The 26,650-nt window shown below is 60.6% G+C and carries 22 protein-coding genes; 10 read left to right on the top strand and 12 right to left on the bottom strand.

Annotated elements, in window-relative coordinates; translation table 11 throughout:
• Positions 1 to 32 precede the first annotated feature (32 nt).
• From ACI77I_RS23830 to ACI77I_RS23780, 11 genes are all read right to left on the bottom strand, one after another.
• Entirely contained in the window at positions 33 to 1,262 is a 1,230-nt protein-coding gene (locus tag ACI77I_RS23830; protein WP_406998550.1) for a multifunctional CCA addition/repair protein, read from the bottom strand.
• A gap of 63 nt (positions 1,263 to 1,325) precedes the next feature.
• Positions 1,326 to 2,891: a SpoVR family protein gene (locus ACI77I_RS23825; RefSeq protein WP_242153015.1), complete on the bottom strand. Its 1,566-nt coding sequence runs from the start codon at positions 2,889 to 2,891 to the stop codon at positions 1,326 to 1,328.
• On the bottom strand, positions 2,888 to 4,159 hold the full coding sequence (locus ACI77I_RS23820) for a YeaH/YhbH family protein (protein WP_094951400.1): 1,272 nt from the start codon (positions 4,157 to 4,159) through the stop codon (positions 2,888 to 2,890). The genes ACI77I_RS23825 and ACI77I_RS23820 overlap by 4 nt, the downstream gene beginning before the upstream one ends.
• A 113-nt stretch (positions 4,160 to 4,272) precedes the next feature.
• A complete protein-coding gene (locus ACI77I_RS23815; protein ID WP_094951401.1) occupies positions 4,273 to 6,195 on the bottom strand; it encodes a PrkA family serine protein kinase in 1,923 nt (640 codons plus the stop codon).
• 285 nt (positions 6,196 to 6,480) lie between these two features.
• Positions 6,481 to 6,810 carry a thiosulfate sulfurtransferase GlpE gene (gene glpE / locus ACI77I_RS23810; RefSeq protein ID WP_406998549.1) on the bottom strand — a complete coding sequence of 110 codons (330 nt, stop codon included), beginning with the start codon at positions 6,808 to 6,810 and terminating at the stop codon, positions 6,481 to 6,483.
• Positions 6,811 to 6,839: 29 nt separating this feature from the next.
• Positions 6,840 to 7,691, bottom strand: a complete 852-nt coding sequence (locus ACI77I_RS23805; protein WP_406998548.1) for a symmetrical bis(5'-nucleosyl)-tetraphosphatase — start codon at positions 7,689 to 7,691, stop codon at positions 6,840 to 6,842.
• Positions 7,691 to 8,071 (bottom strand): Co2+/Mg2+ efflux protein ApaG, encoded by a 381-nt coding sequence (apaG, locus tag ACI77I_RS23800; protein WP_069551974.1) that lies wholly within the window; start codon positions 8,069 to 8,071, stop codon positions 7,691 to 7,693. The genes ACI77I_RS23805 and apaG overlap by 1 nt, the downstream gene beginning before the upstream one ends.
• Positions 8,072 to 8,177: 106 nt before the next feature.
• Complete coding sequence (gene rsmA / locus ACI77I_RS23795; protein ID WP_099585669.1) at positions 8,178 to 8,990, bottom strand: 16S rRNA (adenine(1518)-N(6)/adenine(1519)-N(6))-dimethyltransferase RsmA; 813 nt, start codon at positions 8,988 to 8,990, stop codon at positions 8,178 to 8,180.
• Entirely contained in the window at positions 8,987 to 9,976 is a 990-nt protein-coding gene (gene pdxA, locus ACI77I_RS23790; protein ID WP_094951405.1) for a 4-hydroxythreonine-4-phosphate dehydrogenase PdxA, read from the bottom strand. Before pdxA ends, rsmA begins: the two co-directional genes overlap by 4 nt.
• A complete protein-coding gene (locus tag ACI77I_RS23785; protein ID WP_406998547.1) occupies positions 9,973 to 11,307 on the bottom strand; it encodes a peptidylprolyl isomerase in 1,335 nt (444 codons plus the stop codon). The genes pdxA and ACI77I_RS23785 overlap by 4 nt, the downstream gene beginning before the upstream one ends.
• The gene (locus ACI77I_RS23780; RefSeq protein WP_406998546.1) at positions 11,288 to 14,125 is read right to left on the bottom strand and encodes an LPS-assembly protein LptD; all 2,838 of its coding nucleotides are present in this window, start codon (positions 14,123 to 14,125) and stop codon (positions 11,288 to 11,290) included. Before ACI77I_RS23780 ends, ACI77I_RS23785 begins: the two co-directional genes overlap by 20 nt.
• Before the next feature lie 130 nt (positions 14,126 to 14,255).
• Between ACI77I_RS23780 and ACI77I_RS23775 the strand changes: the two genes are divergently transcribed.
• Genes ACI77I_RS23775 through ACI77I_RS23765 form a run of 3 tightly spaced genes read left to right on the top strand, consistent with a single transcriptional unit; the run spans position 14,256 to position 16,724 of the window.
• The gene (locus ACI77I_RS23775) at positions 14,256 to 15,281 is read left to right on the top strand and encodes an aminoglycoside phosphotransferase family protein (RefSeq protein ID WP_406998545.1); all 1,026 of its coding nucleotides are present in this window, start codon (positions 14,256 to 14,258) and stop codon (positions 15,279 to 15,281) included.
• Positions 15,278 to 15,955: an N-acetylmuramate alpha-1-phosphate uridylyltransferase MurU gene (gene murU, locus ACI77I_RS23770; RefSeq protein ID WP_406998544.1), complete on the top strand. Its 678-nt coding sequence runs from the start codon at positions 15,278 to 15,280 to the stop codon at positions 15,953 to 15,955. The genes ACI77I_RS23775 and murU overlap by 4 nt, the downstream gene beginning before the upstream one ends.
• 1 nt (position 15,956) lies before the next feature.
• Complete coding sequence (locus tag ACI77I_RS23765) at positions 15,957 to 16,724, top strand: TerB family tellurite resistance protein (RefSeq protein ID WP_094951409.1); 768 nt, start codon at positions 15,957 to 15,959, stop codon at positions 16,722 to 16,724.
• 84 nt (positions 16,725 to 16,808) lie between these two features.
• Here the strand turns inward: ACI77I_RS23765 and ACI77I_RS23760 are convergent, their stop codons facing one another.
• A complete protein-coding gene (locus ACI77I_RS23760; protein WP_406998543.1) occupies positions 16,809 to 17,783 on the bottom strand; it encodes an alpha/beta hydrolase family protein in 975 nt (324 codons plus the stop codon).
• Positions 17,784 to 17,860: 77 nt separating this feature from the next.
• On the opposite strand from ACI77I_RS23760, the gene ACI77I_RS23755 reads away from it, so the two are divergent.
• The 7 genes from ACI77I_RS23755 (at position 17,861) to ACI77I_RS23725 (ending at position 26,598) form a co-directional block, all read left to right on the top strand.
• The gene (locus ACI77I_RS23755; protein ID WP_094951411.1) at positions 17,861 to 19,855 is read left to right on the top strand and encodes a histidine kinase; all 1,995 of its coding nucleotides are present in this window, start codon (positions 17,861 to 17,863) and stop codon (positions 19,853 to 19,855) included.
• An 18-nt stretch (positions 19,856 to 19,873) separates the two neighbouring features.
• On the top strand, positions 19,874 to 20,503 hold the full coding sequence (locus ACI77I_RS23750) for a response regulator transcription factor (protein WP_094951412.1): 630 nt from the start codon (positions 19,874 to 19,876) through the stop codon (positions 20,501 to 20,503).
• Positions 20,504 to 20,850: 347 nt separating this feature from the next.
• A complete protein-coding gene (locus ACI77I_RS23745; protein WP_094951413.1) occupies positions 20,851 to 21,963 on the top strand; it encodes an ABC transporter ATP-binding protein in 1,113 nt (370 codons plus the stop codon).
• Positions 21,964 to 22,006: 43 nt separating this feature from the next.
• Positions 22,007 to 23,047 (top strand): ABC transporter substrate-binding protein, encoded by a 1,041-nt coding sequence (locus ACI77I_RS23740; protein ID WP_406998542.1) that lies wholly within the window; start codon positions 22,007 to 22,009, stop codon positions 23,045 to 23,047.
• A 106-nt stretch (positions 23,048 to 23,153) separates the two neighbouring features.
• Positions 23,154 to 24,401, top strand: a complete 1,248-nt coding sequence (locus tag ACI77I_RS23735) for an ABC transporter permease (RefSeq protein ID WP_094951415.1) — start codon at positions 23,154 to 23,156, stop codon at positions 24,399 to 24,401.
• Between the two features lie 12 nt (positions 24,402 to 24,413).
• Positions 24,414 to 25,238 carry an ABC transporter permease gene (locus ACI77I_RS23730; protein WP_406998541.1) on the top strand — a complete coding sequence of 275 codons (825 nt, stop codon included), beginning with the start codon at positions 24,414 to 24,416 and terminating at the stop codon, positions 25,236 to 25,238.
• A gap of 211 nt (positions 25,239 to 25,449) precedes the next feature.
• Positions 25,450 to 26,598 carry an iron-containing alcohol dehydrogenase gene (locus ACI77I_RS23725; protein WP_242152998.1) on the top strand — a complete coding sequence of 383 codons (1,149 nt, stop codon included), beginning with the start codon at positions 25,450 to 25,452 and terminating at the stop codon, positions 26,596 to 26,598.
• Positions 26,599 to 26,650: the final 52 nt, after the last annotated feature.

Below are 26,650 nucleotides of genomic sequence, written 5' to 3'. Positions count from 1 at the left end.
TGGCAAGCCCGCTCGCCACAAAAGCTCGCCCGCTACGCGTTGTGTTGTTCCTTGTAGGTTTTCAGCGCTTTGAGCCGTTCGCGCTTGAGCGCCTCGCCCAGTTCCGGGCCTTTGAAGCCTTTCTCCAGCAGGGGCGCGACCGCCACTTCGCGCGCAACCTTGGCCGCACCACGTAAATAATCCGCCTGTGGATAACTTCGTTGCTCAAGCCCCTTGCGGCCACGCGCATCCATTTCACAGCTCACCACGAATTCCTCAAAGCGCTGCGGCCGGCGATACACGTCGAAACTCTGCAGCAACTCCAGCAATGTCGAAGCTTTTAGCTCCAGCGCTCGATGGCCATGAGTGTGATATTGGCCCACCAGCAGTGCCAGTTCCTGGCAGTCCTTCGGCACTTTGAAGCGCTCATTGACCGCCTTGATCAGCTTCAAGCCCGTATGCTCATGAGCAATATGCTGCGGCAACTTATCCACAGGTGTCAGGCCCTTGCCCACGTCATGCAGCAAGCAGGCCCAACGCACCGTAAGCGGTTGTTTGTGCAAGGCGGCCTGTTCCAACACGCTCAAGGTGTGCAGGCCGGTGTCGATTTCGGGGTGATGGGCCTCGGGCTGTGGCACGCCGAATAGCGCGTTCACTTCCGGCATCAGGGTTTTCAGCGCATCGCAGTCACGTAGCACCTGAATAAACACCTGTGGCTGATCTTCCATCAGTGCCCGGGAAATTTCCTTCCAACTGCGTTCCGGTGTCAGGGCTTCCAGTTCGCCGGATTCGCTGAGCTGGCGCATCAATTCCAGCGTCTCAAGAGCGACCGTGAAACCCAGGTGCGCATAACGCGCCGCAAAGCGGGCAACACGCAATACGCGCAGAGGATCTTCGGCGAACGCCGGGGAAACGTGACGCAAAATGCGCGCCTCCAAATCGCTCTGGCCGTGGTACGGGTCGGTCAAGTTGCCGTCATCGTCCTCAGCTATGGCGTTGATGGTCAGGTCGCGACGAATCAAGTCTTCTTCCAGCGTGACCTCGGGGCTGGCATGAAACACAAAGCCGCCGTAACCCCGGCCACTCTTGCGTTCGGTGCGGGCGAGGGCGTACTCATCGCCGTTTTTCGGGTCGAGGAATACCGGGAAGTCAGCGCCCACCGGCTTGTAGCCCTTGGCGAGCATTTCTTCAGTGGTCGCGCCGACCACAACGCGGTCGATGTCAGTGACCTTGATGCCGAGCAGGCGATCACGCACCGCGCCGCCGACTGTGTAGATTTTCATGAAAAAGCCTCCATTAGCGGCACAGGATAACGCCTGTGCCTGACCAATGGAGGCTTTGGTGTTTCAGAGATGGACGACGGCCAAGTCCAGGCGGCCGTAGTCGTTGTCGTTGTGATCGCTGCGCGGTGGCACGTGGTGAGTCTTCATCACTTGGTCGCCCTGCAGGGTTTCCAGGTGAATGTCGAAGCCCCACAACCGGTGCAGGTGCTTGAGCACTTCCTCGGTGGATTCGCCCAAGGGTTTGCGGTCGTGCTGCTGGTGACGCAAGGTCAGCGAGCGGTCGCCGCGTACATCGATGCTGTAAATCTGCACGTTGGGTTCGCGGTTGCCCAGGTTGTACTGCGCCGCCAGGGTTTCACGGATGGTGCGGTAGCCGGGTTCGTCGTGGATGGCCGGCACCACCAGATCATCCTTGAGGTCGTCGTCCATGATGCTGAACAGCTTGAGGTCGCGAATCACCTGGGGTGACAGGTACTGCAGGATGAAACTCTCGTCCTTGAAGCTGCTCATGGCGAACTTGATGGTCGACAGCCAATCGCTGCCGGCGATTTCCGGGAACCAGCGGCGGTCTTCTTCGGTGGGGTGTTCGCACATGCGCCGGATGTCGCGGTACATGGCAAAGCCCAGCGCATAGGGGTTGATGCCGCTGTAATAGGGGCTGTCGAAGCCGGGTTGGAACACCACACTGGTATGAGAGGTGAGGAACTCCATCATGAAACCGTCCGTGACCAGGCCCTCGTCGTACAGGTCATTCATCAAGGTGTAGTGCCAGAACGTCGCCCAGCCTTCGTTCATTACCTGGGTCTGGCGCTGTGGATAAAAGTACTGGGCGATCTTGCGCACGATACGCACGATTTCGCGCTGCCAGGGCTCCAGCAGGGGCGCGTGTTTTTCCAGGAAGTACAGGATGTTTTCCTGAGGTTCGGCGGGGAAGCGTGCATTGTCTTTGTCGCTGTTCTTGCCGGCGCGCTTTGGAATGGTGCGCCACAAATCGTTGATCTGCTTCTGCAGGTGCTCCTCGCGCTCCTTCTGGCGCAGGCGTTCTTCCTCGGCGGAAATCGGGTATGGGCGTTTGTAGCGGTCGACCCCGTAATTCATCAGGGCGTGGCAGGAATCGAGCAAATCCTCCACTGCATCGATGCCGTGGCGTTCCTCGCACTGCATGATGTACTGCTTGGCGAACACCAGGTAATCGATGATCGAGCTGGCATCGGTCCAGGTGCGGAACAGGTAGTTACCCTTGAAGAAGCTGTTGTGCCCGTAGCACGCGTGCGCCACCACCAGTGCCTGCATGCAGATGGTGTTTTCTTCCATCAGGTAGGCGATGCACGGGTCGGAGTTGATCACGATCTCGTAGGCCAAACCCATCTGGCCACGCGTGTAGGACTTCTCAGTGCTGAGGAAGTGTTTGCCATAGGACCAATGGTGATAGCCCAAAGGCATACCCACCGAGGCATAGGCATCCATCATCTGTTCGGCGGTGATCACTTCGATCTGGTTGGGGTAAGTGTCCAGAGCATAACCGGCCGCGATACGGCTGATTTCCCGGTCATAGGCCTGGATCAGTTCAAAGGTCCACTCGGACCCGGTGGAAATGGGTTGGCGCTTATGCTCTTTTTTGGCGGTCATGTCACTAACCTGCGCTGGAAGAGTTCACGGAAGACCGGGTAGATATCGCCGGCCGAGACCAGTTGCTGCTGGGCGAACGTGTCGGCAAAGGCTTCGCCGATGCGTTCATATTCGAACCACAGGGCCTGGTGCTCACGAGGGGTAATTTCGACGTAGGTGTAGTACTGCACAAACGGCATGATCTGGTTGATCAGAATGTCGCGGCAGATCGGCGAATCATCATTCCAGTTGTCGCCGTCGGAAGCTTGGGCTGCGTAGATATTCCACTCATTAGCCGGGTAGCGTTCGGCCATGATTTCCTGCATCAGCTTCAACGCGCTGGAGACGATGGTGCCGCCGGTTTCCCGCGAATAGAAGAACTCTTCTTCGTCGACTTCCCGGGCGCTGGTGTGATGGCGGATAAACACCACATCGATCTTGTCGTAGTTTCGCTTCAGGAACAGGTACAGCAGGATGAAGAAGCGCTTGGCAATATCCTTGGTTGCTTGGGTCATCGAGCCGGACACGTCCATCAGGCAGAACATCACGGCCTTGGAGCTCGGGTTGGGTTGTTTGACCAGCAGGTTGTATTTCAGGTCGAAGGTGTCGAGGAACGGCACGCGGTGAATCCGCGCGCTGAGCTTCTCGATTTCCACTTCGACTTCCTGGATATCGCCGAAGTTGTCGGGCTCTTCGCGTTTTAAACGCGCCAACTCTTCCTTGGCCTGCTTTAGTTTGGCGCGGCTGCTGCCTGACAGGGCGATACGCCGGGCGTGGGCCGAGCGCAGGGTGCGGATGATGTTGATCCGCGACGGGTTGCCCTCATTGCTGATCCCCGCGCGCACGGTCTTGAAGGTGTCGGTGCCGGTCAGGTTGCGTTTGACCAGGTTGGGCAGTTCCAAGTCTTCGAACATGAACTCCAGGAATTCTTCCTGGGTGATCTGGAACACGAACTCATCCATGCCTTCGCCAGAGTTACCGGCCTTGCCTGGGCCTTTACCGCCGCCACCGCCTTGCGGGCGTTGGATATGTTCGCCGGTGGTGAATTCCTTGTTGCCGGGGTGCACGACGGTTTGTTTGCCGCCGCGCCCGTGGTGCAGCACCGGTTCGTCGATGTCGCGTCCGGGAATGCTGATTTGCTCGCCATGCTCCATGTCCGTAATGGAGCGGCGGCTGACGGCCTCTTCAACGGCCTTTTTGATGTGGTCACGGTAACGCCGCAGGAAACGCTGACGGTTTACCGTGCTCTTGTTCTTGCCATTGAGGCGTCGGTCGATCACATAGCTCATGGGGAGCCCTCCGGGCAGCTTCACGTTACAAGCTTCAAGCCGCGAGCTGGAAGCTTAGAGACAAGCGGTCAGCTGCCAGGCCAAAGGCCCGGCAGCGCGCGCCTGTCGCTGCCTTACTGTGATTTACGAACCCGCAGGTACCACTCGGAGAGCAGCCGTACCTGTTTGTCGGTGTAGCCACGCTCGACCATTCGTGTAACGAAGTCGTTGTGTTTTTGCTGATCCTCCTTGCTGGCCTTGGCGTTGAAGCTGATGACCGGCAGCAGATCCTCGGTGTTGGAGAACATTTTCTTCTCGATGACTACCCGCAGCTTCTCGTAGCTGAGCCAGGTAGGGTTCTTGCCGTTGTTGTTGGCGCGGGCGCGCAGCACGAAGTTGACGATTTCGTTGCGGAAATCCTTCGGATTGCTGATGCCGGCCGGTTTCTCGATCTTCTCCAGCTCCTCGTTGAGGGCCACGCGGTTGAGGATCTCGCCGGTTTCCGGGTCGCGGTACTCCTGGTCCTGGATCCAGAAGTCGGCGTACAGCACGTAGCGGTCGAAGATGTTCTGGCCGTACTCGCTGTAGGACTCCAGGTACGCGGTCTGAATTTCCTTGCCGATAAACTCGATGTAGCGCGGCGCCAGGTATTCCTTGAGGAAGCGCAGGTAGCGTTCGCGGGTTTCGGCCTGGAACTGTTCCTGTTCGATCTGCTGCTCCAGCACATACAGCAGGTGCACGGGGTTGGCGGCGATTTCGTGTGGGTCGAAGTTGAATACCTTGGAGAGGATCTTGAACGCGAAACGTGTGGAAAGGCCATTCATGCCCTCATCCACGCCCGCAGTGTCGCGGTATTCCTGGATCGACTTGGCCTTGGGATCGGTGTCCTTGAGGTTTTCGCCGTCGTAGACGCGCATCTTCGAATAGATGTTCGAGTTCTCCGGCTCCTTGAGGCGCGACAGCACGGTGAACTGGGCGAGCATCTTCAAGGTGTCAGGCGCGCAATGGGCCTTGGCCAGGGAGCTGTTGAACAACAACTTGTCGTAGATCTTGATCTCATCGCTGACGCGCAGGCAGTACGGCACCTTGACGATGTAGATCCGGTCGATGAAGGCTTCGTTGTTCTTGTTGTTACGGAAGGTGTGCCATTCCGATTCGTTGGAGTGGGCCAGCAGGATCCCGGTGAAAGGAATTGCGCCCAGGCCTTCGGTACTGTTGTAGTTACCTTCCTGGGTGGCGGTCAGCAGTGGGTGCAGCACCTTGATTGGCGCCTTGAACATCTCCACGAACTCCATCAGGCCCTGGTTGGCCCGGCACAGCGCGCCCGAGTAGCTGTAGGCGTCGGCGTCGTTCTGGGGGAATTCTTCGAGTTTGCGGATATCGACCTTACCCACCAGTGCCGAGATGTCTTGGTTGTTCTCATCGCCCGGTTCGGTCTTGGCTACGCCGATCTGGTTGAGGACCGACGGGTAGAGTTTCACCACGCGGAACTGGCTGATATCGCCGCCAAACTCAGCCAGGCGCTTGGTGGCCCAAGGCGACATGATGGTATTGAGGTAGCGCCGTGGGATGCCGAAGTCTTCTTCGAGGATCGCGCCATCTTCCGTGGCGTTGAACAGCCCCAGAGGCGACTCGAAGACCGGCGAGCCCTTGATCGCGTAGAAGGGCACTTTCTCGATCAGTTGTTTGAGTTTTTCCGCCAGGGACGACTTGCCGCCGCCGACGGGGCCGAGCAGGTAGAGGATTTGCTTCTTCTCTTCCAGGCCTTGGGCGGCATGGCGGAAGTAGGAGACGATCTGGTCGATGCATTCTTCCATGCCATGGAAGTCTTCAAAGGCCGGGTAGCGGCGGATCACCTTGTTGGAGAATATTCGCGACAGGCGCGAATTGTTGGCGGTTTCCACCAGCTCCGGCTCACCAATTGCCAATAGCAGGCGTTCGGCGGCAGACGCGTAGGTGCTGCGGTCCTGTTTGCACAGCTCGAGATACTCTTGCAGCGTGAGTTCTTCCTGCTGGGTGGACGCGAAGCGTTGTTGGAAGTGGCTAAAGATACTCATGACGTCGTCACCTCGCTCGATACGTGGAGCCGACGCCGGGTCAATCAGTCGATGCTGGCAGTCATTGGTGATCAACCAATGGCCGTTTTCCCCCCAAACACCCTGAAACGCTACCGATGACCCGTACGCCGGTGTACCGGCTCTCCCCTGATTCGGATGGCCTGCGCTTAAGGATAGTTCGGAATCCGGGAGGTCAAGGCGGGATACGTAATTAGTTTGGCTGCGCCGTTCGTCAGAAACGGCGCGAGCCCAAGCGTCACGCGGGGTAGCGGGGTGTGAAAAAAATTATTGCGAATCGCTGGAGGCAATTTCCGCAGGATAGGTCGCACGCCACAGCTCAAAGCCGCCGTCCAGGCTATAGACGTCGGAGAAGCCCTGGCTGATCAGATAGGCCGCTGCGCTCTGGCTGGAGTTGCCGTGGTAGCAGGCCACGATCACCGGCGCGTCAAGGTCGGCGGCACGGATGAAGTCGGCAATGCTGTGGTTGTCCAGATGCTGCGCGCCGGTGATATGGCCAGCGGCGTGAGCCTGAGGGGCGCGGATGTCGACCACCACGGCACCTTGCTCGCGCAGGGCCTGGGCTTGTTCGGGAGGGATACGTTTGAATTCGCTCATGGCGGGCTCCTTGGACATGGCTGCGGCGTTTAGCGCTTGGTGGCAGCCGGCAGTGTAACGGGAAGGGGAGATTCGCACTGGCAGCTCAGGCGCTCGCCGGTGTCGATGTTCATCAGGGTCATGCTACCGCCCCACACGCAGCCGGTGTCGAGTGCGAATACGCCGGGTTCATTGCACTTGCCCTCAAGGGCTGCCCAGTGGCCGAAGATGATCTTCGTGTCACGGGTCTTGCGTTCCTTGTGCGCGAACCACGGCTTATAGCCGGGCAGTGCGGTGTCGGCGCCTTCCTTGCTCTTGAGGTCGAGCTTGCCCTCGGCAGTGCAGAAGCGCATGCGTGTGAAATAGTTGGTGATCACGCGCAGGCGGGCCACGCCAGTGAGGTCGTTGTCCCACTTGACCGGCTCGTTGCCGTACATGCCGTCGAGGTAGGCGGTGTACAGGCTGTCATCGGTCAGGGCGCTCTCGACTTCGGCGGCGCACTTGAGGGCTTTTTTCAGCGTCCACTGCGGCGGGATGCCGGCATGGACCAGCGCCATGTTGCGGCCTTCGTCGTAATGCATGAGTTTCAGCCCACGCAGCCACTCCAGCAGCTCGGTGCGATCCGGCGCTTCAAGGATCTCACGCAGGGTGTCGCCCTTTTTCAGGCGCTCGATGTTATTGCCGGCGGCCAGCAGGTGCAGGTCATGGTTGCCCAGTACGCACACCAGCGATTCGCGCAGGCTATATAAGTAGCGCAAAGTCTCCAGAGACTCGGGGCCGCGATTGACCAGATCCCCCACCAACCACAGGCGGTCGCTTGCCGGGTTGAAGGCCACCCGCTCCAGCAAGCACTTGAGAGGCTCCAGGCAGCCTTGCAGGTCGCCGACCGCGTATGTCGCCATCAGTGCAGGGCTCCAGGCACTGCGAGGCGGAACGGCGCGATGATGGCGTCGAACAACTTACCGTCGGTGGCCTTCATCTGATACGAGCCCTGCATGGTGCCGACCTTGGAGGTCATGACCGTGCCGCTGCTGTAGGTATGGCTGGCGCCAATGTCGATCAACGGTTGCTGGCCAACCACACCGGCGCCGCGCACCTCTTCGACCTGGCCGTCACCGTCGGTGATCACCCAGTGGCGCGACAGCAGCTTGGCCGGCACCTGCCCGTTGTTCTTCACCGTGATGGTGTAGGCAAAGGCGAAACGGTTGTGTTCGGGTTGCGATTGGTCCGCGAGGAAGCGGGTGACGACGCTGACGTCGATCTGGTAGCGAGGATCGGACATGCAAGAGGCCTTAAAAGCAAAAGCGGAGGACAGCAGATGCGGATCAGTCTAGGCCATGAGGAGGGCACTAGGCCAGACATGCTGTCTGGCCCATGCTTGGCAGGCTTTAGTCCGCGGCTGGCGCAGGCTGGATGGCAAGCTGGTCGGCCAGGCGCACGAACGCGGCCAGGTCCAGTTGCTCGGGGCGCAAGCTGCCATCGACGCCGGCGGCTTCGATTTCGGCGTTGCTGAGCAGCGCCTTGAGCGTGTTGCGCAGGGTCTTGCGGCGTTGGTTGAACGCCTCGCGTACCACGCGCTCCAGCAGCTTGTGATCCTTGGCTGGGTGGGGCAGCACGGCGTGAGGCACCAGGCGCACGATGGCCGAATCGACCTTCGGCGGCGGGTTGAACGCACCCGGGCCGACGTTGAACAGGTGTTCCACGCGGCAATGGTACTGAACCATGATCGACAAGCGACCCCAATCACCACCGCCGGGACCTGCGGCTAAACGCTCAACCACTTCTTTTTGCAGCATGAAGTGCATGTCGCGGATGATCCCTGCGTTGTTCAGCAGGTGGAAAATCAGCGGCGTGGAGATGTTGTACGGCAGGTTGCCCACTACCCGCAGGCTGTTGGGCGCAGCGTTGAGGCTGTTGAAGTCGAACTTCAGTGCATCGCCCTGGTGCAGGTTGAAGTTGGATTTGCCGGCGAACTGCTGGTTGAGGATCGGGATCAGGTCCTTGTCCAGCTCCACGACGTCCAGTTGGCCGCCACTGGCCAGCAGGCCTTGGGTCAATGCGCCCTGGCCCGGGCCAATTTCCAGCAAGCGGTCTTCGGGCTTGGCATGGATGGAGCGCAGGATACGGTCGATCACGCCGGCGTCGTGCAGGAAGTTTTGCCCGAAGCGCTTGCGCGCCCGGTGTTGGTAATGCTCAGTCATATACGGGTCTCGGCCATCTGATAGGCGGTTTCCAGGGCCACGTGCAGGCTGCCGGTATCGATCTTGCCGCTGCCCGCCAGGTCCAGGGCAGTGCCATGGTCGACGGAGGTGCGGATGATCGGCAGGCCCAGTGTCACGTTGACTGCGGCGCCGAAGCCTTTGTATTTCAGCACGGGCAGCCCTTGGTCATGGTACATCGCCAGCACTGCGTCGCAGTGCTCCAGATATTTGGGGGTAAACAGAGTGTCAGCAGGCAGTGGGCCACGCAGGTCCATGCCTTCTTGGCGCAGACGCTCTAATGTCGGTTCAATGATGTCGATTTCTTCATGGCCCAAGTGGCCGCCTTCACCGGCGTGGGGGTTGAGCCCGCAGACCAGGATGCGCGGTTGGGCAATGCCGAATTTGTGTTGCAGGTCGGCGTGCAGGATGCGCGTGACGCGCTCCAAACGCTCGGCAGTGATGGCGTCGGCGATATCACGCAACGGCAAATGCGTGGTCACCAGGGCCACGCGCAGGCCGTGAGTGGCCAGCATCATCACAACTTGGGCGGTATTGGTCAGCTCGGCGAGGAATTCGGTATGGCCGGAAAAGGCGATGCCGGATTCGTTGATCACACCCTTGTGCACCGGGGCAGTGATCATGCCGGCGAAGTCGCCGTCGATGCAGCCCTGGCCTGCACGCGTCAGGGTTTCCAGCACAAATGCCGCATTGGCTTTGTTCAGTTGCCCGGCAATCACCTTGGTCGCAAGTGGGGTGTCCCATACGTACAGGCTGCCCGCAGGTGCCGGCAGGTCGGGCCAGTTGCCTGGCGCCACGTCCAGCAGGTTGACAACCACGCCCAACTGCGCGGCCCGCTCAAGGAGCAGGTCGCGGCTGGTAATGGCAATCAGGGGGTGTGGCTGAGGTTGCGAGGCGAGCAGCAGGCACAGGTCTGGACCAATGCCGGCCGGCTCGCCGGGTGTTACCGCGAAACGCTGGGGTTTCACTGCGCTGCCTGGTCGGTGCCTGTTTGCTCGGCGCCTGGCAGCTTGTTTTCTACGTAGGCTTCGTCACGGATCTGACGCAACCAGGTTTGCAGCTCTTCGTCGTACTTGCGGTTACGCAATACGGACAGTGCTTGTTGCTCGCGGGCCTGGGTGGTGTTGTCGGTGGCGCGACGGCCAAGGACTTCCAGGACGTGCCAACCATATTGGGTCTTGAACGGCTTGGACAGCACGCCTTGCGGCGTATCGGCCATTACTTGCTGGAACTCAGGCACCAAGGCTTTCGGGTCGATCCAGTTCAGGTCGCCACCGTTGAGGGCCGAACCTGGGTCTTCCGAGAAGCTCTTGGCCAAGGTGGCGAAATCTTCACCGCCTTCGATGCGGTCATAGATCTTCTGGGCCAGTTCCTTGGTTTGTGCTTCGGTGCGAATTTCGCTTGGTTTGACCAGGATGTGACGAACATGTACTTCGTCTTTCAGCGAAGTCTCGCCACCGCGTTTTGCCAGCAGCTTGAGGATGATGAAGCCACCCGGTGTGCGTGCTGGCTGGGTGATTTCACCCGGCTGCATGGCGCTCAGCTCGCGGTCGAACGGAGGTGGCAATTGAGCGGCTTTACGCCAGCCCATGTCACCGCCGTCCAGGGCGTTGTCGCTGCCCGATACCGCGATAGCTGTTTGGGCGAAGTCAGCGCCAGCCTTCAGGCGGTCATAAACTGCCTGGGTTTTGGCGGCGGCTGCATTGAGCTGCTCGGCGTTGGCGCTGTCCGGGGTTGGAATCAGGATATTGGCCAGGTGCAGTTCTTCGGAGAGCTGCATCTTGCCAAGGTCAGAGGCCAGGAAGTTCTTCACTTCCTGCTCGGAAACCTGAACCCGCTCGGCCACACGGCGCTGACGCACACGGCTGATGATCATTTCGCGGCGGATCTGGTCACGGGCGTCCTCATAGGACAAACCGTCGCGGGCCAGGGCTGCGCGGAACTGGTCAATGCTCATGTTGTTGCGTTGAGAGATCGTGCCGACGGCCTGGTTCAGTTCTTCGTCCGAAATACGGATGCCGGAACGATCGCCGATCTGCAGTTGCAGGTTTTCGACGATCAGGCGCTCCAGAACCTGTGGGTCCAGCACGCTGGTAGGCGGTACACCGCCGCCACGCTTGGCGATGGTTTGCTGAACTTCCTTGACCCGTTGGTCCAGTTGGCTCTGCATGATCACGTCGTTATCGACAATGGCCACAACCTTGTCCAGCTGTTGAACCGCAGCGTGTGCCGATGCGGTCCCCAGGAACAGTGCGCCCAGCACTAGCGGGCGCAGACAATCAGAAAGCTTGATCTTCACGTTCACGATAACCTTGAATGCCTTTGTCGAGGAAGCTCTCTACCTTGGCGCCAGTCAGGCCGCCGAGTCCTTTAAGGACGATCTGGAAGAAGAGCCCGTGGTCACCCTTTTCGTTCAGCGGGGCGATCTGGCTGTATTCGTCGTTGGAAACCCAGTAACGGTTGATGACGCGCAGTTTCCAGCAGCAGTTGTCGTACTCGAAACCACCAAAGGCTTCCAGGGTACGGTTGCGGGCATAGTCATACTGCCAGCGGGTGATCAGGTTCCACTGAGGAATGATCGGCCACATCATCGAGAAGTCGTGTTGCTGGATTTTGTAGTAATCCTTCACGAAGTTCGCATCACCAGGTTGACCATAGTCACCACCGAACTGCCATTTGCCAGTCAGCTGGTTGTAGACCACTTGGTCGTTACGATAGCGATAGCCGACGTTGATAATCTTGTTCGGGTTGTCTTCCGGCTGGTAGTGGAGCATTGCGCTGCCGGAACGAGGGCTGTGTTCCTCGGTGTCCCAGTTGTAGTCGGCAGTGGCGCGCCAGTCGCGGTTGAAGCGGAACTCGTATTCCAGGGCAACTGGCGATACGTCAGACTGTGCGTCGGCACGGTCGGAGGCGAGGATGCCCGGCAGTTGAACCTGGCGATCCTTGAAGTACACCGCCTGGCCTATGGACGCGCGTTGACGTTCGAAGCCATTCTCTTCGATCCAACGGCTGGTCAAGCCCAGGGACAGCTTGTTCTCGTCGCCGATCCGGTCGTTGCCGCTGAAGCGGTTGTCGCGGAACAGCGAGGCGTAGCTGAACGAGTACTCGCTGGTGTCGAACACCGGGATATCGCTCTGGTCCTTGTTCGGGACATAGAGGTAGAACGCGCGCGGTTCCAATGTCTGGCGATAGTCTTTGCCGAACCAGTTGGTATTGCGGTCGAAGTACAGGCCGCTGTCTACGCTGGCGATTGGGATTGCGCGGTCTTGGTTGCTCTTGAAGGTGCCACCGGCATAAGGGTTTGCCGCAGTGGCGGCTGCTTGCGCAGCAATAATGTCGTTCTTGCCCTTGGTATCAAGGTCCAGATCGTACTTGGTGTAGACGTACTTGAGCTTCGGCGTAATAAAACCGTAGGTCCAGTTCATCGGGTATTCGACGGCTGGTGCTACGTTCAGGCGAGTACCGTTTGCACGGGTCAGACCTGTTACGTAGTCATCCAGACGCTTATCACCTACAGCAACACCGTTCGCACCGAACGGGCCACCGTCCTTGTCGAAAATGGTGCCGCTCCTGAGGTCCCGGTCAAACCGAACAGCCTCAGTCTCATAGGTAAAGTTCACGCCACCCGGGTGGTACGGCAGCATCCCATTGAAGGTGATCTGCGGCAGCCGGTCATACGGGGTGATCTGGGAAATCGTCGCCAGTTGGTAGGCCTGAACGTTCAGGCGCGCCTGGTAGCTGTCACCGCGATAGGTCAGGGAACCCTGCTGGTTGACGAAGTCCTGGGTCTGGATGCCCTCCTGGTAGGACTTCAAGTCCTGGTAGTAGAACGGATCGCTGATCTTGGTGTAGTCGACCTGGGTCGACAGACGCGAATCCAGCCCGCCCTTATGCTGCCAATTGAGCATATAGCGAGTTTTTTCGTAATCAGTCTGTTTCTTCCGCTCGTCGCTGTCGTCGTTCAGGTACGCGCCGCCGAACTGACCTTCGCTGGATTTGGTGAGGTAGCGGAATTCGCCTTCCATCAACAAACCGCGCTTGGTCATGTATTGCGGGTACAACGTGGCGTCGTAGTTTGGCGCCAGGTTGAAGTAGTACGGCGTGATGAGCGTGAAGCCGGTTTCGCTGCCGGTGCTGAAGCTCGGCGGCAGGAAGCCGGATTGACGACGATCGTCGATCGGGAAATAGATATACGGGGTGTACAGGATCGGAATGTTCTTGATCCGCAACGTCGCGTTGGTCGCCGTACCGAAACCGGTGGCCGGGTTCAACGTGATGTTGTTGCCTTTGAGCTGCCAGGCGTTACTGTCCGGCTCGCAGGTGGTGTACGTACCGTCCTTGAGGCGGATGATCGCGTTCTCGGCACGCTTGGCGTACAGCGCGTTACCGCGGATACGCGATTTGTGCAGCACGTATTCGGCGTTGTCGATCTGGGCGGCGCCAGTATCGAGCTGGACCTCAGCGTGGTCACCGACGATCAGAGCGCCGTTGTCGCGCAGACGAACGTTGCCGTTCAGCTCGCCACGGTTCTCGGCCTGATACAGGCTGGCTTCCTGAGCCTCCAGCTGCATGCTGCCCTGGCGCATGACGACGTCACCGGCCAGGGTTGCGATCTGTTGTTCTTGCTCGTAACGAGAGGCCTTGGCACCGATGAAGGTCGGCGCATCGCTCTTGTCCGTCTTGTCGTTCATGCCAGGACGCATCGGCTCGATGTACGCGCCGGCGCAATAAGGACCGGTTTCGGCCAGCTGGGCTGCAGTCAGCTTCTCGCGCGGTACCCAGTCCAAGTGGCTGTAGTCGGCGCTGCGCGCACGCAGGCCTCGGCCCTTGGCTTCGGTGACCAGTGCGGTCTTCGGTTCGGCCTCGGCGCTGCCACCAGCATCGGCTTGCGCCGTGCTGCCGGCGGAGCTGACGGCTGCGCCGTCATGCACCGGGCGTGGTGGCAACGGGGCTGCGGCGGTTTTTGGCGCGCAATCCCAGGCACCCGAAGCAGAGACTGAGCAGTCATACTGTTCCGCGGCGACCACGAATGAGGTGGCGAAAGGTTGCATGGCCAGCAGACTGCCGGTTACCAGCAACGGAAATTTTCTACGAAACGCGGGGGATTTCAATGCCATCTTATTAGTCCGGGCTTCCTGCGTGCCATCTGCCCGCGGTTTGGGCCGCACGCCTCTCGATGGTCTGAAAAAGATGCGTGATAATAAAGCATGACCCGCTTGACGGCTAGCGCCGTCGGAGACCCTTGTAATGCCCGAGCAAGATCTACGTTTACAACAGCTGAAAGTCTGGCTGGATGAGCAGTTGCCAATCCTTTTCAACGCTCAGGACTGGGGTGTCGTACCTCCGGCCACGTTGACCGCGGCCAGCAGTGACGCGAGTTTCAGGCGTTACTTCCGGTGGGAAGGCGGTGGGCGAAGTTTCGTCGTCATGGACGCGCCGCCGCCCCAGGAAAACTGCAAACCTTTCGTCGATATCGCTGATTTACTGGCGAAATCAGGAATAAATGTTCCAAAAATTTATGCAGAAGATTTGCCCCGCGGCTTTCTTTTGCTCAATGACCTGGGCAAAAAAACCTATCTGGACGTGATTGACGAGCAAAACGCCGATCAATTGTTTGCCGATGCCATCGACGCGTTGCTGGCTTTTCAGCAATTGCCGATGGACACGCCGCTGCCCAGCTATGACGTCGCCTTGTTGCGCCGTGAGCTGGAATTGTTTCCGGAATGGTACGTGCGCCGGCACCTGGGCATCGATTTCGACGCCCAGCAGCAGGCTCTCTGGCAGCGCGTCAGCGACCACTTGATCGACAGCGCCCTGGCTCAGCCCAAAGTGCTGGTGCATCGCGACTATATGCCGCGCAACCTGATGATCAGCGAGCCGAACCCGGGCGTGCTGGATTTCCAGGACGCGGTCTACGGCCCGGTCACCTACGACATCACCTGCCTGTTCAAGGATGCATTCCTCAGCTGGCCCAAGGCACGTGTACGTGAATGGCAGCGTGGCTACTGGGAGCGTGCCGGGCAACTGGGCATTCCGGTGCAGGCCGACTTTGCAGCGTTCCTGCGGGCCAGCGACCTGATGGGCGTGCAGCGCCACCTCAAGGTGATCGGCATCTTTGCGCGTATCTGCCATCGCGACGGTAAGCCAAGCTACCTGGCCGACGTACCGCGCTTCTTTGCTTATATAGAGGCGGTGCTGGCAGACCGGCCGGAGCTGGACGAGCTGGGCGAACTGCTCGCCAGCCTGCGCCAACCTGTCGAGGCGGGCGTATGAAGGCCATGATCCTGGCGGCCGGCAAGGGCGAGCGCATGCGCCCGCTCACCTTGCACACGCCCAAGCCGCTGGTGCAGGCGGGCGGCAAGCGGTTGATCGAATATCACCTGGAAGCGCTGGCCAAGGCCGGTTTCAGCGAAATTGTGATCAACCATGCCTGGCTCGGCCAGCAGATCGAAAGCTACCTGGGCGACGGTGCGCAGTTTGGCCTGCGCATCCAGTATTCCGCCGAAGGCGAGCCGCTGGAAACCGGCGGCGGGATTTTCAAGGCGTTGCCGCTGTTGGGAGATGAACCCTTCCTGCTGGTTAATGGTGATGTCTGGACGGACTTCGACTTTGCCAGCCTGCTCAACAAACCGTTGGAAGGGCTTGCCCACCTGGTCATGGTCGACATGCCTGGCCATGCGCCTACTGGTGGCGACTTCTATTTGAGCGGCGGCTTGCTTCATGATGCGGCGCCCGGTGCCGATAACCTGACCTTCAGTGGCATCTCAGTGCTCGACCCTCAATTGTTCGCGGGTTGCAGTGCCGGTGCCTTCAAGCTGGCGCCGCTGTTACGGGTGGCCATGGCCAAAGGTGTGGTAACGGGGGAACACATGACAGGACGCTGGATTGATGTCGGCACGCTGGAGCGTCTGGCGCAGGTTGAAACCTTGCTGACTGCGGGGCAATAAGATGTTGTGGCCAGGGACACTGATCGGTGCCGGGGCTGGCTTTGCCATTGCCAGTATTCCGGGGGCCTTATTGGGGGCATTGCTGGGGCAGGCGCTGGATCGCCGCCTCCAGTTGCAAAGTTGGGCGCAACTGCGCGAGCGCCTGGGCGGGCGCCCGGCGTTGCGCAATGACGAACTGTTGTTCGTGCTGTTAGGGCGTCTGGCCAAGAGTAATGGCCGCGTGGTGGATGGGCATATCCAGCAGGCGCGCCAGGAAATGCGCGCGCTGGACATGACTGAGCACGCCCAGCGCCGGGCGATCAGCGCGTTCAATCGCGGCAAGTCCGGTTCCGACCGGGTGCGTAATTATCTGCGTGTGCTCAAGGCTCAGCCCCATGCCGCCGAAGGTGTGTTGCGCGCGTGTTGGCGCATGGCCTGGGCGGACGGCAAGGCGGATAACGCCGAGCGCGACTTGATCGACCTGTGGGGCAAGTGGCTCGGCTGGACGCCGCAACAGCTTCAGGCACTGGCGGCCGATTACGTGCGCGAGCGCAAGCCGTTGGCCAATCGTGCCGGAGCTTATCAGGACGCGATGCGGGTACTGGGAGTAACGTCCACCACCGAGCCGACCGTGATCAAACGCGCCTATCGCCGCCTGCTCAGCCGCCACCACCCGGACAAGATTGCAGGCACTGGCGCCAGCCCAGCGCAGGTGCGCGAAGCGACCGAGCGAACCCGAGAGTTGCATAACGCCTATGCATTGATTCGCGAGCGCCGAGATTTTCGCTAGCCGCCACAAATCCTGAGTTGCTAACCCAATTAGTGTGGGAGCAGGCTTGCCAGCTCCCACACTAATTGGGGTATCAAGCCAAGATCATTCGGCGGCAGCTTGCGGGCTCAACCACCCGCGAATCCGTCGATACAACTGCTCCTGCTCGGCAGCACTGTTGCCGGGCAGGGTCTTGAGTGACACCTGCTTATACCCTTCATTCTTCCCACGCTTGGCGGCGTGGGCGCGCGCGAGTGCGTTTTTGCGCTCCAGGGCGCCGTCTTGGTAGAAGACATCCGCCGTCGGCACTTTCAACGCGGGAGCCAGTTGTTGCAGGTCTGGCTGTCGACCGGCAGGCGTCTTGCCGGCCACCATCACCAACTTTTGCACTTGGGCCGGTTGTTTCTCGCTCAGGTAACGCGCGGCCCACCAGGCGCCCGTGCCATGGCCGAGCAGCACCACGCTGCGCGCGCTCTGGGTCTGGGCAAAGGCGACGGCAGCGTCGATGCGGTCGAAGATGCGCTTGGCGTCGGTCTTGTCCTGTTCATCTGCGCCCGGCACTACCGCTGGATCGGTGCCCTCGGCTTCGGCGCTGGCGGCCTGTTCGATAGGTTTGGCGGCGGTGCTGCCGTCTTTGCTGCTGGTGTCGACGGCGGCCTTGGGCGATTCCATCACGCGTGGCGGCAAGGTGTCGACGTTCACGTCCGGCAGCGACAGGCTGACTGTGCCCCAGTTGGCATCGGGCAATTTGCGTCGCAACGGTGCGATTGCTTGCGGCCAGTCAGCACTTTCGCCGGCGCCCGGCACGATAATCACCACGCCTTCGGGCTCGGCGCTGTTGGCCGGTTTCCACAAGGCCAGAAATGAATCGCTGCCGGCCTGCAATTGTTGCTGTTCCTGTTGCGGAACCTGGCGCTCCAGGGCGTTGGCTTCTTCCTGGCTGCGCTCGGGCAGGGGTTGGCGTTCAGCCGGTTTGTCGGCAGCGGGTGCCGGCGCGTCGGCGGCCTGAACAGAAAAGGCGCTGGTAAATAGCAGCGACAGGCACAATGCTGGCAGTGCCGAACGGTGGATAAAGGGCATCGTTAATTCCCGGCCAGAAGTGATTCCAGCAGCCTAATGGGTTGGTCAGTATTTGTCAGTGATGTGAGACGTGGATCATGGGTTTTCGCTGTCTGCTGGTTATCGGCGGTTTGTGCTTTGCCTTGATGGCGAATGCCGCGCCTGCGCCTGTTGCACCACAGGCGCAGCTCAATGCACCGCAGCGTGAATGGCTGGCCGAGCACCCGGAGCTGCGCGTGGGCGTGGTATTGCAGGCGCCGTACGCGCAATACGATCGGCGCCTGCAGCGTTTGTCCGGGGCCAATGTCGAGTTGATGCAGTGGCTGGCCAAGGCGCTGAACATTGAGCTGACGTGGCGTAACTTCCCCAGCCAGGAACAACTGGAAACCGCTGTGCGCGACGGCGAGGTGGATATTGCCCCCGGCCTGCAGCAAACCCCGGCCGGCTTGCGCCTGTGGTTATTCAGCGACCCTTATATGCGCGTGCCCCAGCATATCGTCGGTATCCGCGAGGGCAGCGGCGCGGTGGAGCTGGAGAAACTCGACGAACTGTCCCGCGTTGCCGTGCGCATGCCCAGCGCCGTGGCCGATTACCTGCGCAGCAACTATCCCAACCTCAACCTGCAAGGCGTGCCCATGGAGCGCCAGGCGCTGCAATTGCTGGTCAGCCAGCAAGCGCGTTATGCCGTGGTGGATGAGGCACAGTTGAGTCGGTTGTCCGGCGAGGCGGAGTTTGCCGGGCTAGCAGTGGTCGGCGATATCGGCCTGCCGCAACTGCTGCGCGTGGCCACCCGCCGCGAATGGCCTGCGCTTGCCGGCATCATGCAAAGCGCTTTGCGCGCTATACCCGCTCGCGACCTCGATCAATTGCACAGCCGCTGGCTGCAACCCAAATACCCACGGCTGACCGAATCGCCGGGACTGTGGCAAAACCTTAGCCTGCTCTTGGCGATGTTCTTGCTCGCCAGCCTGGCGGTGGTGTTCTGGCAGCGCCGTCACCAGCGCGTGCTGGAACACAGCCTGCTGGCCGCCCGGGAAGAAAGCGCCGCCCGCGCCGCCGGCGCCGAAGCCTTGCGCTTGACGCAGTTCTCCATTGATCAAAGCACCGTGGGCATCCTGTGGGTCAATTGGGACAGCCATGTGCGATACGCCAACCGCGCCGCCGAGACCATGCTGGGCTACGGCCCTGGCGCGTTGATCGAGCGACCGCTGATCGATTTCGACCCGACCTTGAACATGGACCGCTGGCTCAACATGTGGAAGCGTGCGCGTGCCAGCGAAGAAGGCGCGCAAACCTTCGCCGCCGATTGCGTGCGCGCCGACGGCAGCATCCTGCCGGCCGATGTGTCGTTGAGCTTTTTGCGCTTTGCCGAAGGCGAATATTTGGTGGTCTACCTCAACGATGTCACCGAACGCCGCCGTTACGTGGCCGCGTTGCAGCAAAGCGAAACACAATTACGCGAACTCTCGGCCCACCTGGAAACCGTGCGCGAAGAAGAAAAGGCGCGCATCGCCCGTGAAGTGCACGACGAGTTGGGCCAGATGCTCACGGTGCTCAAGCTGGAAACCTCGATGTGCGAGCTGGCCTATGCACAACTGGACCCAGGCCTGAACGAGCGCTTGAACAGCATGAAGCGCCTGATCGCCCAGCTGTTCCAGCTTGTCCGGGACGTGGCGACCGCACTGCGCCCACCGATTCTCGACGCGGGCATTGCCTCGGCCATCGAATGGCAGGCACGCCGCTTCGAAGCGCGCACACACATCCCTTGCCTGGTCCAAGTCCCGGATAACCTGCCGGCCCTGAGCGATGCCAAGGCCATTGGCCTGTTCCGCATCCTGCAGGAGGCGCTGACCAATGTGATGCGCCATGCCCAGGCGCATACTGTCGAGCTGACCTTGAGCGTGGAAGGCGCCGACCTGCGGCTGACCATCAGCGATGACGGCATCGGTTTCGTCGAAACCCAGGGCCGCCCGGTGTCCTTTGGCGTAGTCGGTATGCGCGAGCGCGTATTGATGATGGGTGGGCAACTGAGCCTGCACAGCGAACTGGGGGAGGGCACGACCTTGAGTGTCACGGTGCCGTTGGATGCATAACCCTAAGAGGAAGCCCCTGTGATTCGTGTACTGGTAGCCGAAGACCACACCATCGTCCGTGAAGGCATCAAGCAATTGATCGGCCTGGCCAAAGACCTGCTGGTGGTCGGCGAGGCCTGTAATGGCGAGCAACTGCTCGAGACCTTGCGCCATGTGCAGTGCGAGGTGGTGTTGCTGGATATCTCGATGCCCGGTGTGAATGGCCTGGAAGCCATCGCGCGTATCCGTGCACTGAGCCATCCGCCGGCGATTCTGGTGTTGTCGATGCACGATGAAGCGCAAATGGCCGCCCGCGCCCTGAAGGTCGGGGCGGCAGGGTATGCCACCAAGGACAGCGACCCGGCGCTGCTGCTGACGGCGATTCGCAAGGTCGCGGCAGGCGGGCGCTATATCGACCCGGACCTGGCCGACCGCATGGTCTTTGAAGTCGGCCTCACCGATACGCGACCGCTGCATTCATTGCTGTCGGAGCGCGAGTTCTCGGTGTTCGAGCGCCTGGCCCAGGGTGCCAACGTCAATGACATCGCCCAGCAACTGGCGCTGAGCAGCAAGACCATCAGCACCCATAAGGCGCGGTTGATGCAAAAGCTCAATATCACTTCATTGGCTGAATTGGTGAAGTACGCCATGGAACACAAGCTGTTGTGACCCCGTGATCGTTCCCGCGCTCTGCATGGGAATGCAGCCAAGGACGCTCTGCGTCCCAAAGCGTGACGCCGCGCGTCACAAGAGGTGTTCCCACGCGGAGCGTGGGAACGATCAGTGGCAGGCGGCATGCCCAATAACGACACCTCGAAAATACCGTCGAGCCCATTCCTGCTGCTTGTAGCTCGCCCCTTGTCGCTGCCCTGTCCCATCCCCGCCATCCGTGTAGGGCAATCCCTACCCCGAACCTTCCATCCTGCTGATGCGATTCTCTCCTGGCCCCCGATTTCCGGGGCCTCGCGCCTGGACTACGCTTGTGCCACAGCAGTCCAAAACAAAAAGGTGCGGGTATGAGCGAGGCGGATTCAAATGATGTGCTGGTCAGCTTTCGTGGCGTGCAGAAAAGCTACGACGGCGAGAACCTGATCGTCAAAGACCTCAACCTGGAGATTCGCAAGGGCGAGTTCCTCACCCTGCTCGGGCCCTCCGGTTCGGGCAAGACCACCAGCCTGATGATGCTCGCCGGCTTCGAGACGCCGACCGCCGGTGAAATCTTGCTGGCCGGGCGTGCCATCAATAACGTGCCGCCGCACAAGCGCGACATCGGCATGGTGTTCCAGAACTATGCGCTGTTCCCGCACATGACCGTGGCCGAGAACCTGGCATTCCCGCTGTCGGTGCGCGGCTTGAGCAAGACCGATGTCAGCGAGCGGGTCAAACGCGTGCTGAGCATGGTCCAGCTGGATGCCTTCGCCCAGCGCTACCCGGCGCAACTCTCCGGCGGCCAGCAACAGCGCGTGGCCCTGGCCCGGGCTTTGGTGTTCGAACCGCAACTGGTGCTGATGGACGAGCCCCTCGGCGCGCTCGACAAGCAACTGCGCGAACACATGCAGATGGAGATCAAGCACCTGCACCAGCGCCTCGGCGTGACCGTGGTGTACGTGACCCACGACCAGGGCGAAGCCTTGACCATGTCCGACCGCGTGGCGGTGTTCCACCAGGGCGAGATCCAGCAGATTGCCGCGCCGCGCACCTTGTACGAAGAACCCAAGAACACCTTCGTTGCCAACTTCATCGGCGAGAACAACCGCCTCAACGGCCGCCTGCACAGCCACACTGGCGAGCGCTGCGTGGTGGAGCTGGCGCGCGGTGAGAAGGTCGAGGCGCTGGCGGTGAATGTCGGCCAGATCGGTGGCCCGGTGACGTTGTCGGTACGCCCGGAGCGCGTCAGCCTCAATGGCTCCAGCGAATCGTGTGTGAACCGTTTCTCCGGGCGCGTGGCCGAATTTATCTACCTGGGCGACCACGTGCGTGTGCGCCTGGAAGTCTGCGGCAAGGCCGATTTTTTTGTGAAACAACCGATTGCCGAGCTGGACCCAGCCCTGGCGGTCGGCGACGTGGTACCGATTGGCTGGCAAGTCGAGCACGTTCGCGCACTCGACCCACTTCTAGAGGCGAATTGATCGCCCCCTGGCTTCACCAACCCTGCACGTGGAGAGAACAACAATGTTGAGATCCCTGAAATATTCAACGCTGGCCATCGGTTTGATGGGCGCGACACAGGCCATGGCAGGCCCGGACCTGACGGTCGTGTCCTTTGGTGGCGCGAACAAGGCGGCCCAGGTTAAGGCCTTCTATGCACCGTGGGAAAGCGCGGGCAACGGCAAGATCGTCGCCGGTGAGTACAACGGTGAAATGGCCAAGGTCAAAGCCATGGTCGACACCAAGAGCGTGTCCTGGGACTTGGTGGAAGTGGAGTCGCCGGAACTGTCTCGTGGCTGTGACGAAGACATGTTCGAGCCGCTCGACCCGAAACTGTTCGGCAATAGCGCTGACTACGTGAAGGGCGCAATCCAGCCCTGCGGCGTGGGCTTCTTTGTGTGGTCCACCGTGCTGGCGTACAACGCCGACAAGCTGACCTCTGCACCGACCAGTTGGGCGGACTTCTGGGATACCAAGAAATTCCCAGGCAAGCGCGGCCTGCGCAAGGGCGCCAAGTACACCCTGGAATTCGCCTTGATGGCGGACGGTGTGGCACCCAAAGACGTGTACAAAGTGCTGGCCGGTAAAGACGGCCAGGACCGCGCGTTTAAGAAACTCGACGAACTCAAGCCGTCGATCCAGTGGTGGGAAGCCGGCGCCCAACCGCCGCAGTACCTGGCCTCTGGCGACGTGGTCATGAGTTCGGCCTATAACGGCCGTATCGCGGCCGTGCAAAAAGAAAGCAACCTGAAAGTGGTGTGGAACGGCGGCATTTATGACTTTGATGCCTGGGCCATTCCAAAAGGCCTGGCCAAGGACCGCGCCGAAGCGGCGAAGAAGTTCATCGCCTTCTCGGTGCAGCCACAGCAACAGAAGATCTACTCGGAAAACATCGCCTACGGTCCGGCGAATACCCAGGCCGTGCCGTTGCTGGCCAAAGATGTACTGAAGGATATGCCGACCACGCCGGAGAACATCGCCAATCAGGTGCAGATCGACGTGAGCTTCTGGGCGGATAACGGCGAGCAGCTCGAGCAGCGCTTCAATTCCTGGGCGGCCAAGTAACCCCGCATAACCCCCTGTGTAAGCAGGCTTGTGTGGGAGCAGGCAAGCCAGCGCCCACAAAAAGCCCGGCCCACAGGGGATCCTTAGAAGATTTTCGGAGTTAGCCATGGCCATCGCCGTTCCCTCCAACGAGGTCAACAGCCCCACCCTCAAGCAGCGCCTGGCGCGTGCCGAGCGGCTCAACCGCTGGAAGGCCCAGGCCTTGATTGCGCCGCTGGTGCTGTTTTTGCTGCTGGTGTTCTTGGTGCCGATTGTTGCGCTGCTCTACAAAAGCGTCGGCAACCCGGAAGTGGTGGGCGGCTTGCCGCGCACCGTGGTGGCGGTCAAAACCTGGGACGGCCGTGGCCTGCCGGCTGAGCCGGTGTACCAGGCGCTGAGCGAAGACCTGGGCGAGGCGCGTAAAAACCAGACCTTGGGCGACCTGTCCAAACGCTTGAACATGGAACTGGCCGGCTACCGTAGCCTGCTGACCAAAACTGCGCGGGCGCTGCCGTTCACTCAAGCGCCGGCCTCTTATAAAGAAGCGTTGGAAAGCCTCGACGAACGCTGGGGCGACCCGGCGTACTGGCAGGCGATCCGGCGCAATACCAGCAGCCTCACGCCGTACTACCTGCTGGCAGCGGTCGATCACCGCATCGATGACCTGGGCGAAGTGGCCCCGGCCACGCCCGATCAGGCGATCTACCTGGACATCTTCGCCCGCACGTTCTGGATGGGCTTGGTGATCACCTTCGTCTGCCTGCTGCTGGCGTATCCCTTGGCCTACCTGCTGGCTAACCTGCCGGCACGCAAAAGCAACCTGCTGATGATTCTGGTGTTGTTGCCGTTCTGGACCTCGATTCTGGTGCGAGTGGCGGCATGGATCGTGCTGCTGCAGTCCGGCGGGCTGATCAACAGCGCGTTGATGGGCATGGGCCTGATCGATAAACCCATGGAGCTGGTGTTCAACCGCACCGGGGTCTACATCTCGATGGTGCACATCCTGTTGCCGTTCATGATTTTGCCGATCTACAGCGTGATGAAAGGTATCTCGCCCACGTATATGCGCGCGGCGATTTCCCTGGGTTGCCACCCGTTCGCCAGCTTCTGGCGCGTGTATTTCCCGCAGACCTATGCCGGTGTCGGCGCCGGTTGCCTGCTGGTGTTCATCCTGGCGATTGGTTACTACATCACCCCGGCGCTGCTCGGCAGCCCGAATGACCAAATGGTCAGCTACTTCGTGGCGTTCTACACCAACACCAGCATTAACTGGGGCATGGCCACGGCGTTGGGCGGCTTGTTGCTGCTGGCGACGGTGGTGTTGTACTTGATTTATAACCGGCTGGTGGGCGCCAGTCGCCTGCGCCTGAGCTGAGGAGACCTAGCGATGCTGAGCCCTTATATGTCACCGGTGGAACGGGTGTGGTTCTACAGCTTGCGGATCCTGTGCGGCTTGATCCTGCTGTTCCTGATCCTGCCGGTGCTGGTGATTATCCCGCTGTCGTTCAACAGCGGCAGTTTCCTGGTGTACCCGCTGCAAGGCTTCTCGCTGCATTGGTATCAGGACTTTTTCGCCTCGGCCGAGTGGATGCGTGCGCTGAAGAACAGCGTCATCGTCGCCCCGGCGGCCACCGTGCTGGCCATGGTCTTCGGCACCTTGGCGGCAATTGGCCTGACGCGCAGCAACTTCCCCGGCAAAGCGCTGGTGATGGCCTTGGTGATTTCGCCGATGGTGGTGCCGGTGGTGATTATTGGCGTGGCCAGCTACTTGTTCTTTGCGCCGTTGGGCTTGGGCAACAGCTTCTTTTCGCTGATCGTGGTGCACGCGGTGCTGGGCGTGCCGTTTGTGATCATCACCGTGTCGGCGACGTTGCAGGGCTTTAACCATAACCTGGTGCGGGCGGCGGCCAGCCTGGGCGCTTCGCCGTTGACCGCGTTTCGCCGGGTGACCTTGCCGCTGATCGCGCCGGGGGTGATCAGCGGGGCACTGTTTGCCTTCTCAACGTCCTTCGATGAAGTGGTGGTGACGCTGTTCCTCGCCGGCCCGGAGCAAGCGACCCTGCCTCGGCAGATGTTCAGCGGCATCCGTGAAAACTTAAGCCCGACGATTGCGGCGGCGGCCACGTTGCTGATTGCCTTCTCGGTGCTGTTGTTGCTGACCCTTGAATGGCTACGAGGCCGCAGCGAGAAACTGCGTACTGCTCAGGTCTAACTGTGGAAACCCGATCAAATGTGGGAGCTGGCTTGTCGGATCGCTGCACCGCTGCGATAGCATCACCTCGGTTTGCCTGTAACACCGAGTCGCCCTCATCGCAGGCAAGCCAGCTCCCACATTGACCGAGCCATTCAGCCCCTGAATGCTAGGCAACCCAAAATACCCAGCTATCCTTGTGCCAGCCCATCATTAATAAGAGGCCGCGCACATGAGTACCTCCTCATTCAAGATCGCCCACAAGCTGCTGACCGGCGCTGGCGCCATCGAGCAGCTCGCCTTTGAGCTCACCCGCCTGGATGTGGATAACCCGCTGATCGTCACCGACGCCGCGCTGGTCAAGTCCGGCACCGTGGCGCTTGCGCTGGAACACTTGGGCGAACGGTCCTATGAAATATTCGACCGCGTGCTGCCCGACCCGGAAATCGCCATCGTCGAGGACTGCATGCGCGCGTACCGCGAAGGTGGGCATGACGGCCTGATCGGCGTGGGCGGTGGCAGTGCCATCGACATCGCCAAGAGCGTTGCGGCCTATGCCGGTTACCACGGCGCGCTGGCGGACTTGTTCGGCGTCGACCAAGTGCCGCGCAAAGGGCCACCGTTGATCGCCATCCCCACTACCGCCGGTACCGGCTCGGAAGTGACCAATGTGGCGATCCTCTCCGACAAGGCCGCACAACTGAAAAAAGGCATCGTCAGCGATTACCTGCTGCCGGACGTCGCGTTGATCAGCCCGCAAATGACCCTCACGTGCCCGCGCAGTGTGACCGCCGCCAGTGGCGTGGATGCCATGGTGCATGCCATCGAATCCTACCTGTCGCTGAATGCCTCGCCGATCACCGATGCCCTGGCCATCGGCGCGATCAAGCTGATCGCCAAGGCGCTGCCCAAGGCTTACGCCAACCCGGCCAACCTGCAGGCCCGCGATGACATGGCCACCGCCAGCCTGATGGCCGGCATGGCGTTTGGCAATGCCGGGGTGGGCGCGGTGCATGCGTTGGCGTACCCGCTGGGCGGGCGTTTCAATATCGCCCACGGCGTGAGCAATGCGCTGCTGCTGCCCTACGTGATGCACTGGAACAAGCTGGCGTGTGTGGAGCGCATGCGCGACATTGGCGAGGCCATGGGCGTGAATGTCAGTGGTTTAAGCGTTAATGATGCCGCCGACCAGGCCGTCGAAGCGATGACGCGACTGTGTGCCGCAGTGGAGATCCCGTCAGGCCTGCGCAGCTTCGGTATTCCCGAGGACGCGATCCCGGCCATGGCCACTGAAGCGGCGGGCATTGAACGCTTAATGCGCAACAACCCGCGCAAGCTCAGCGCGGCGGATATCGAGAAAATCTACCGGGCGGCTTACTAACCGTTGAGTTAGGTCACGGTGCGCGCAGCAAAGCATGAGGTATACAATGCGC

The sequence above is a fragment of the Pseudomonas sp. D47 genome (assembly GCF_045447305.1).
Classification (GTDB): Bacteria; Pseudomonadota; Gammaproteobacteria; order Pseudomonadales; family Pseudomonadaceae; genus Aquipseudomonas.
The sequence above is the reverse complement of the archived record's forward strand: the minus strand, read 5'-3'. Positions and strand labels throughout refer to the sequence as shown.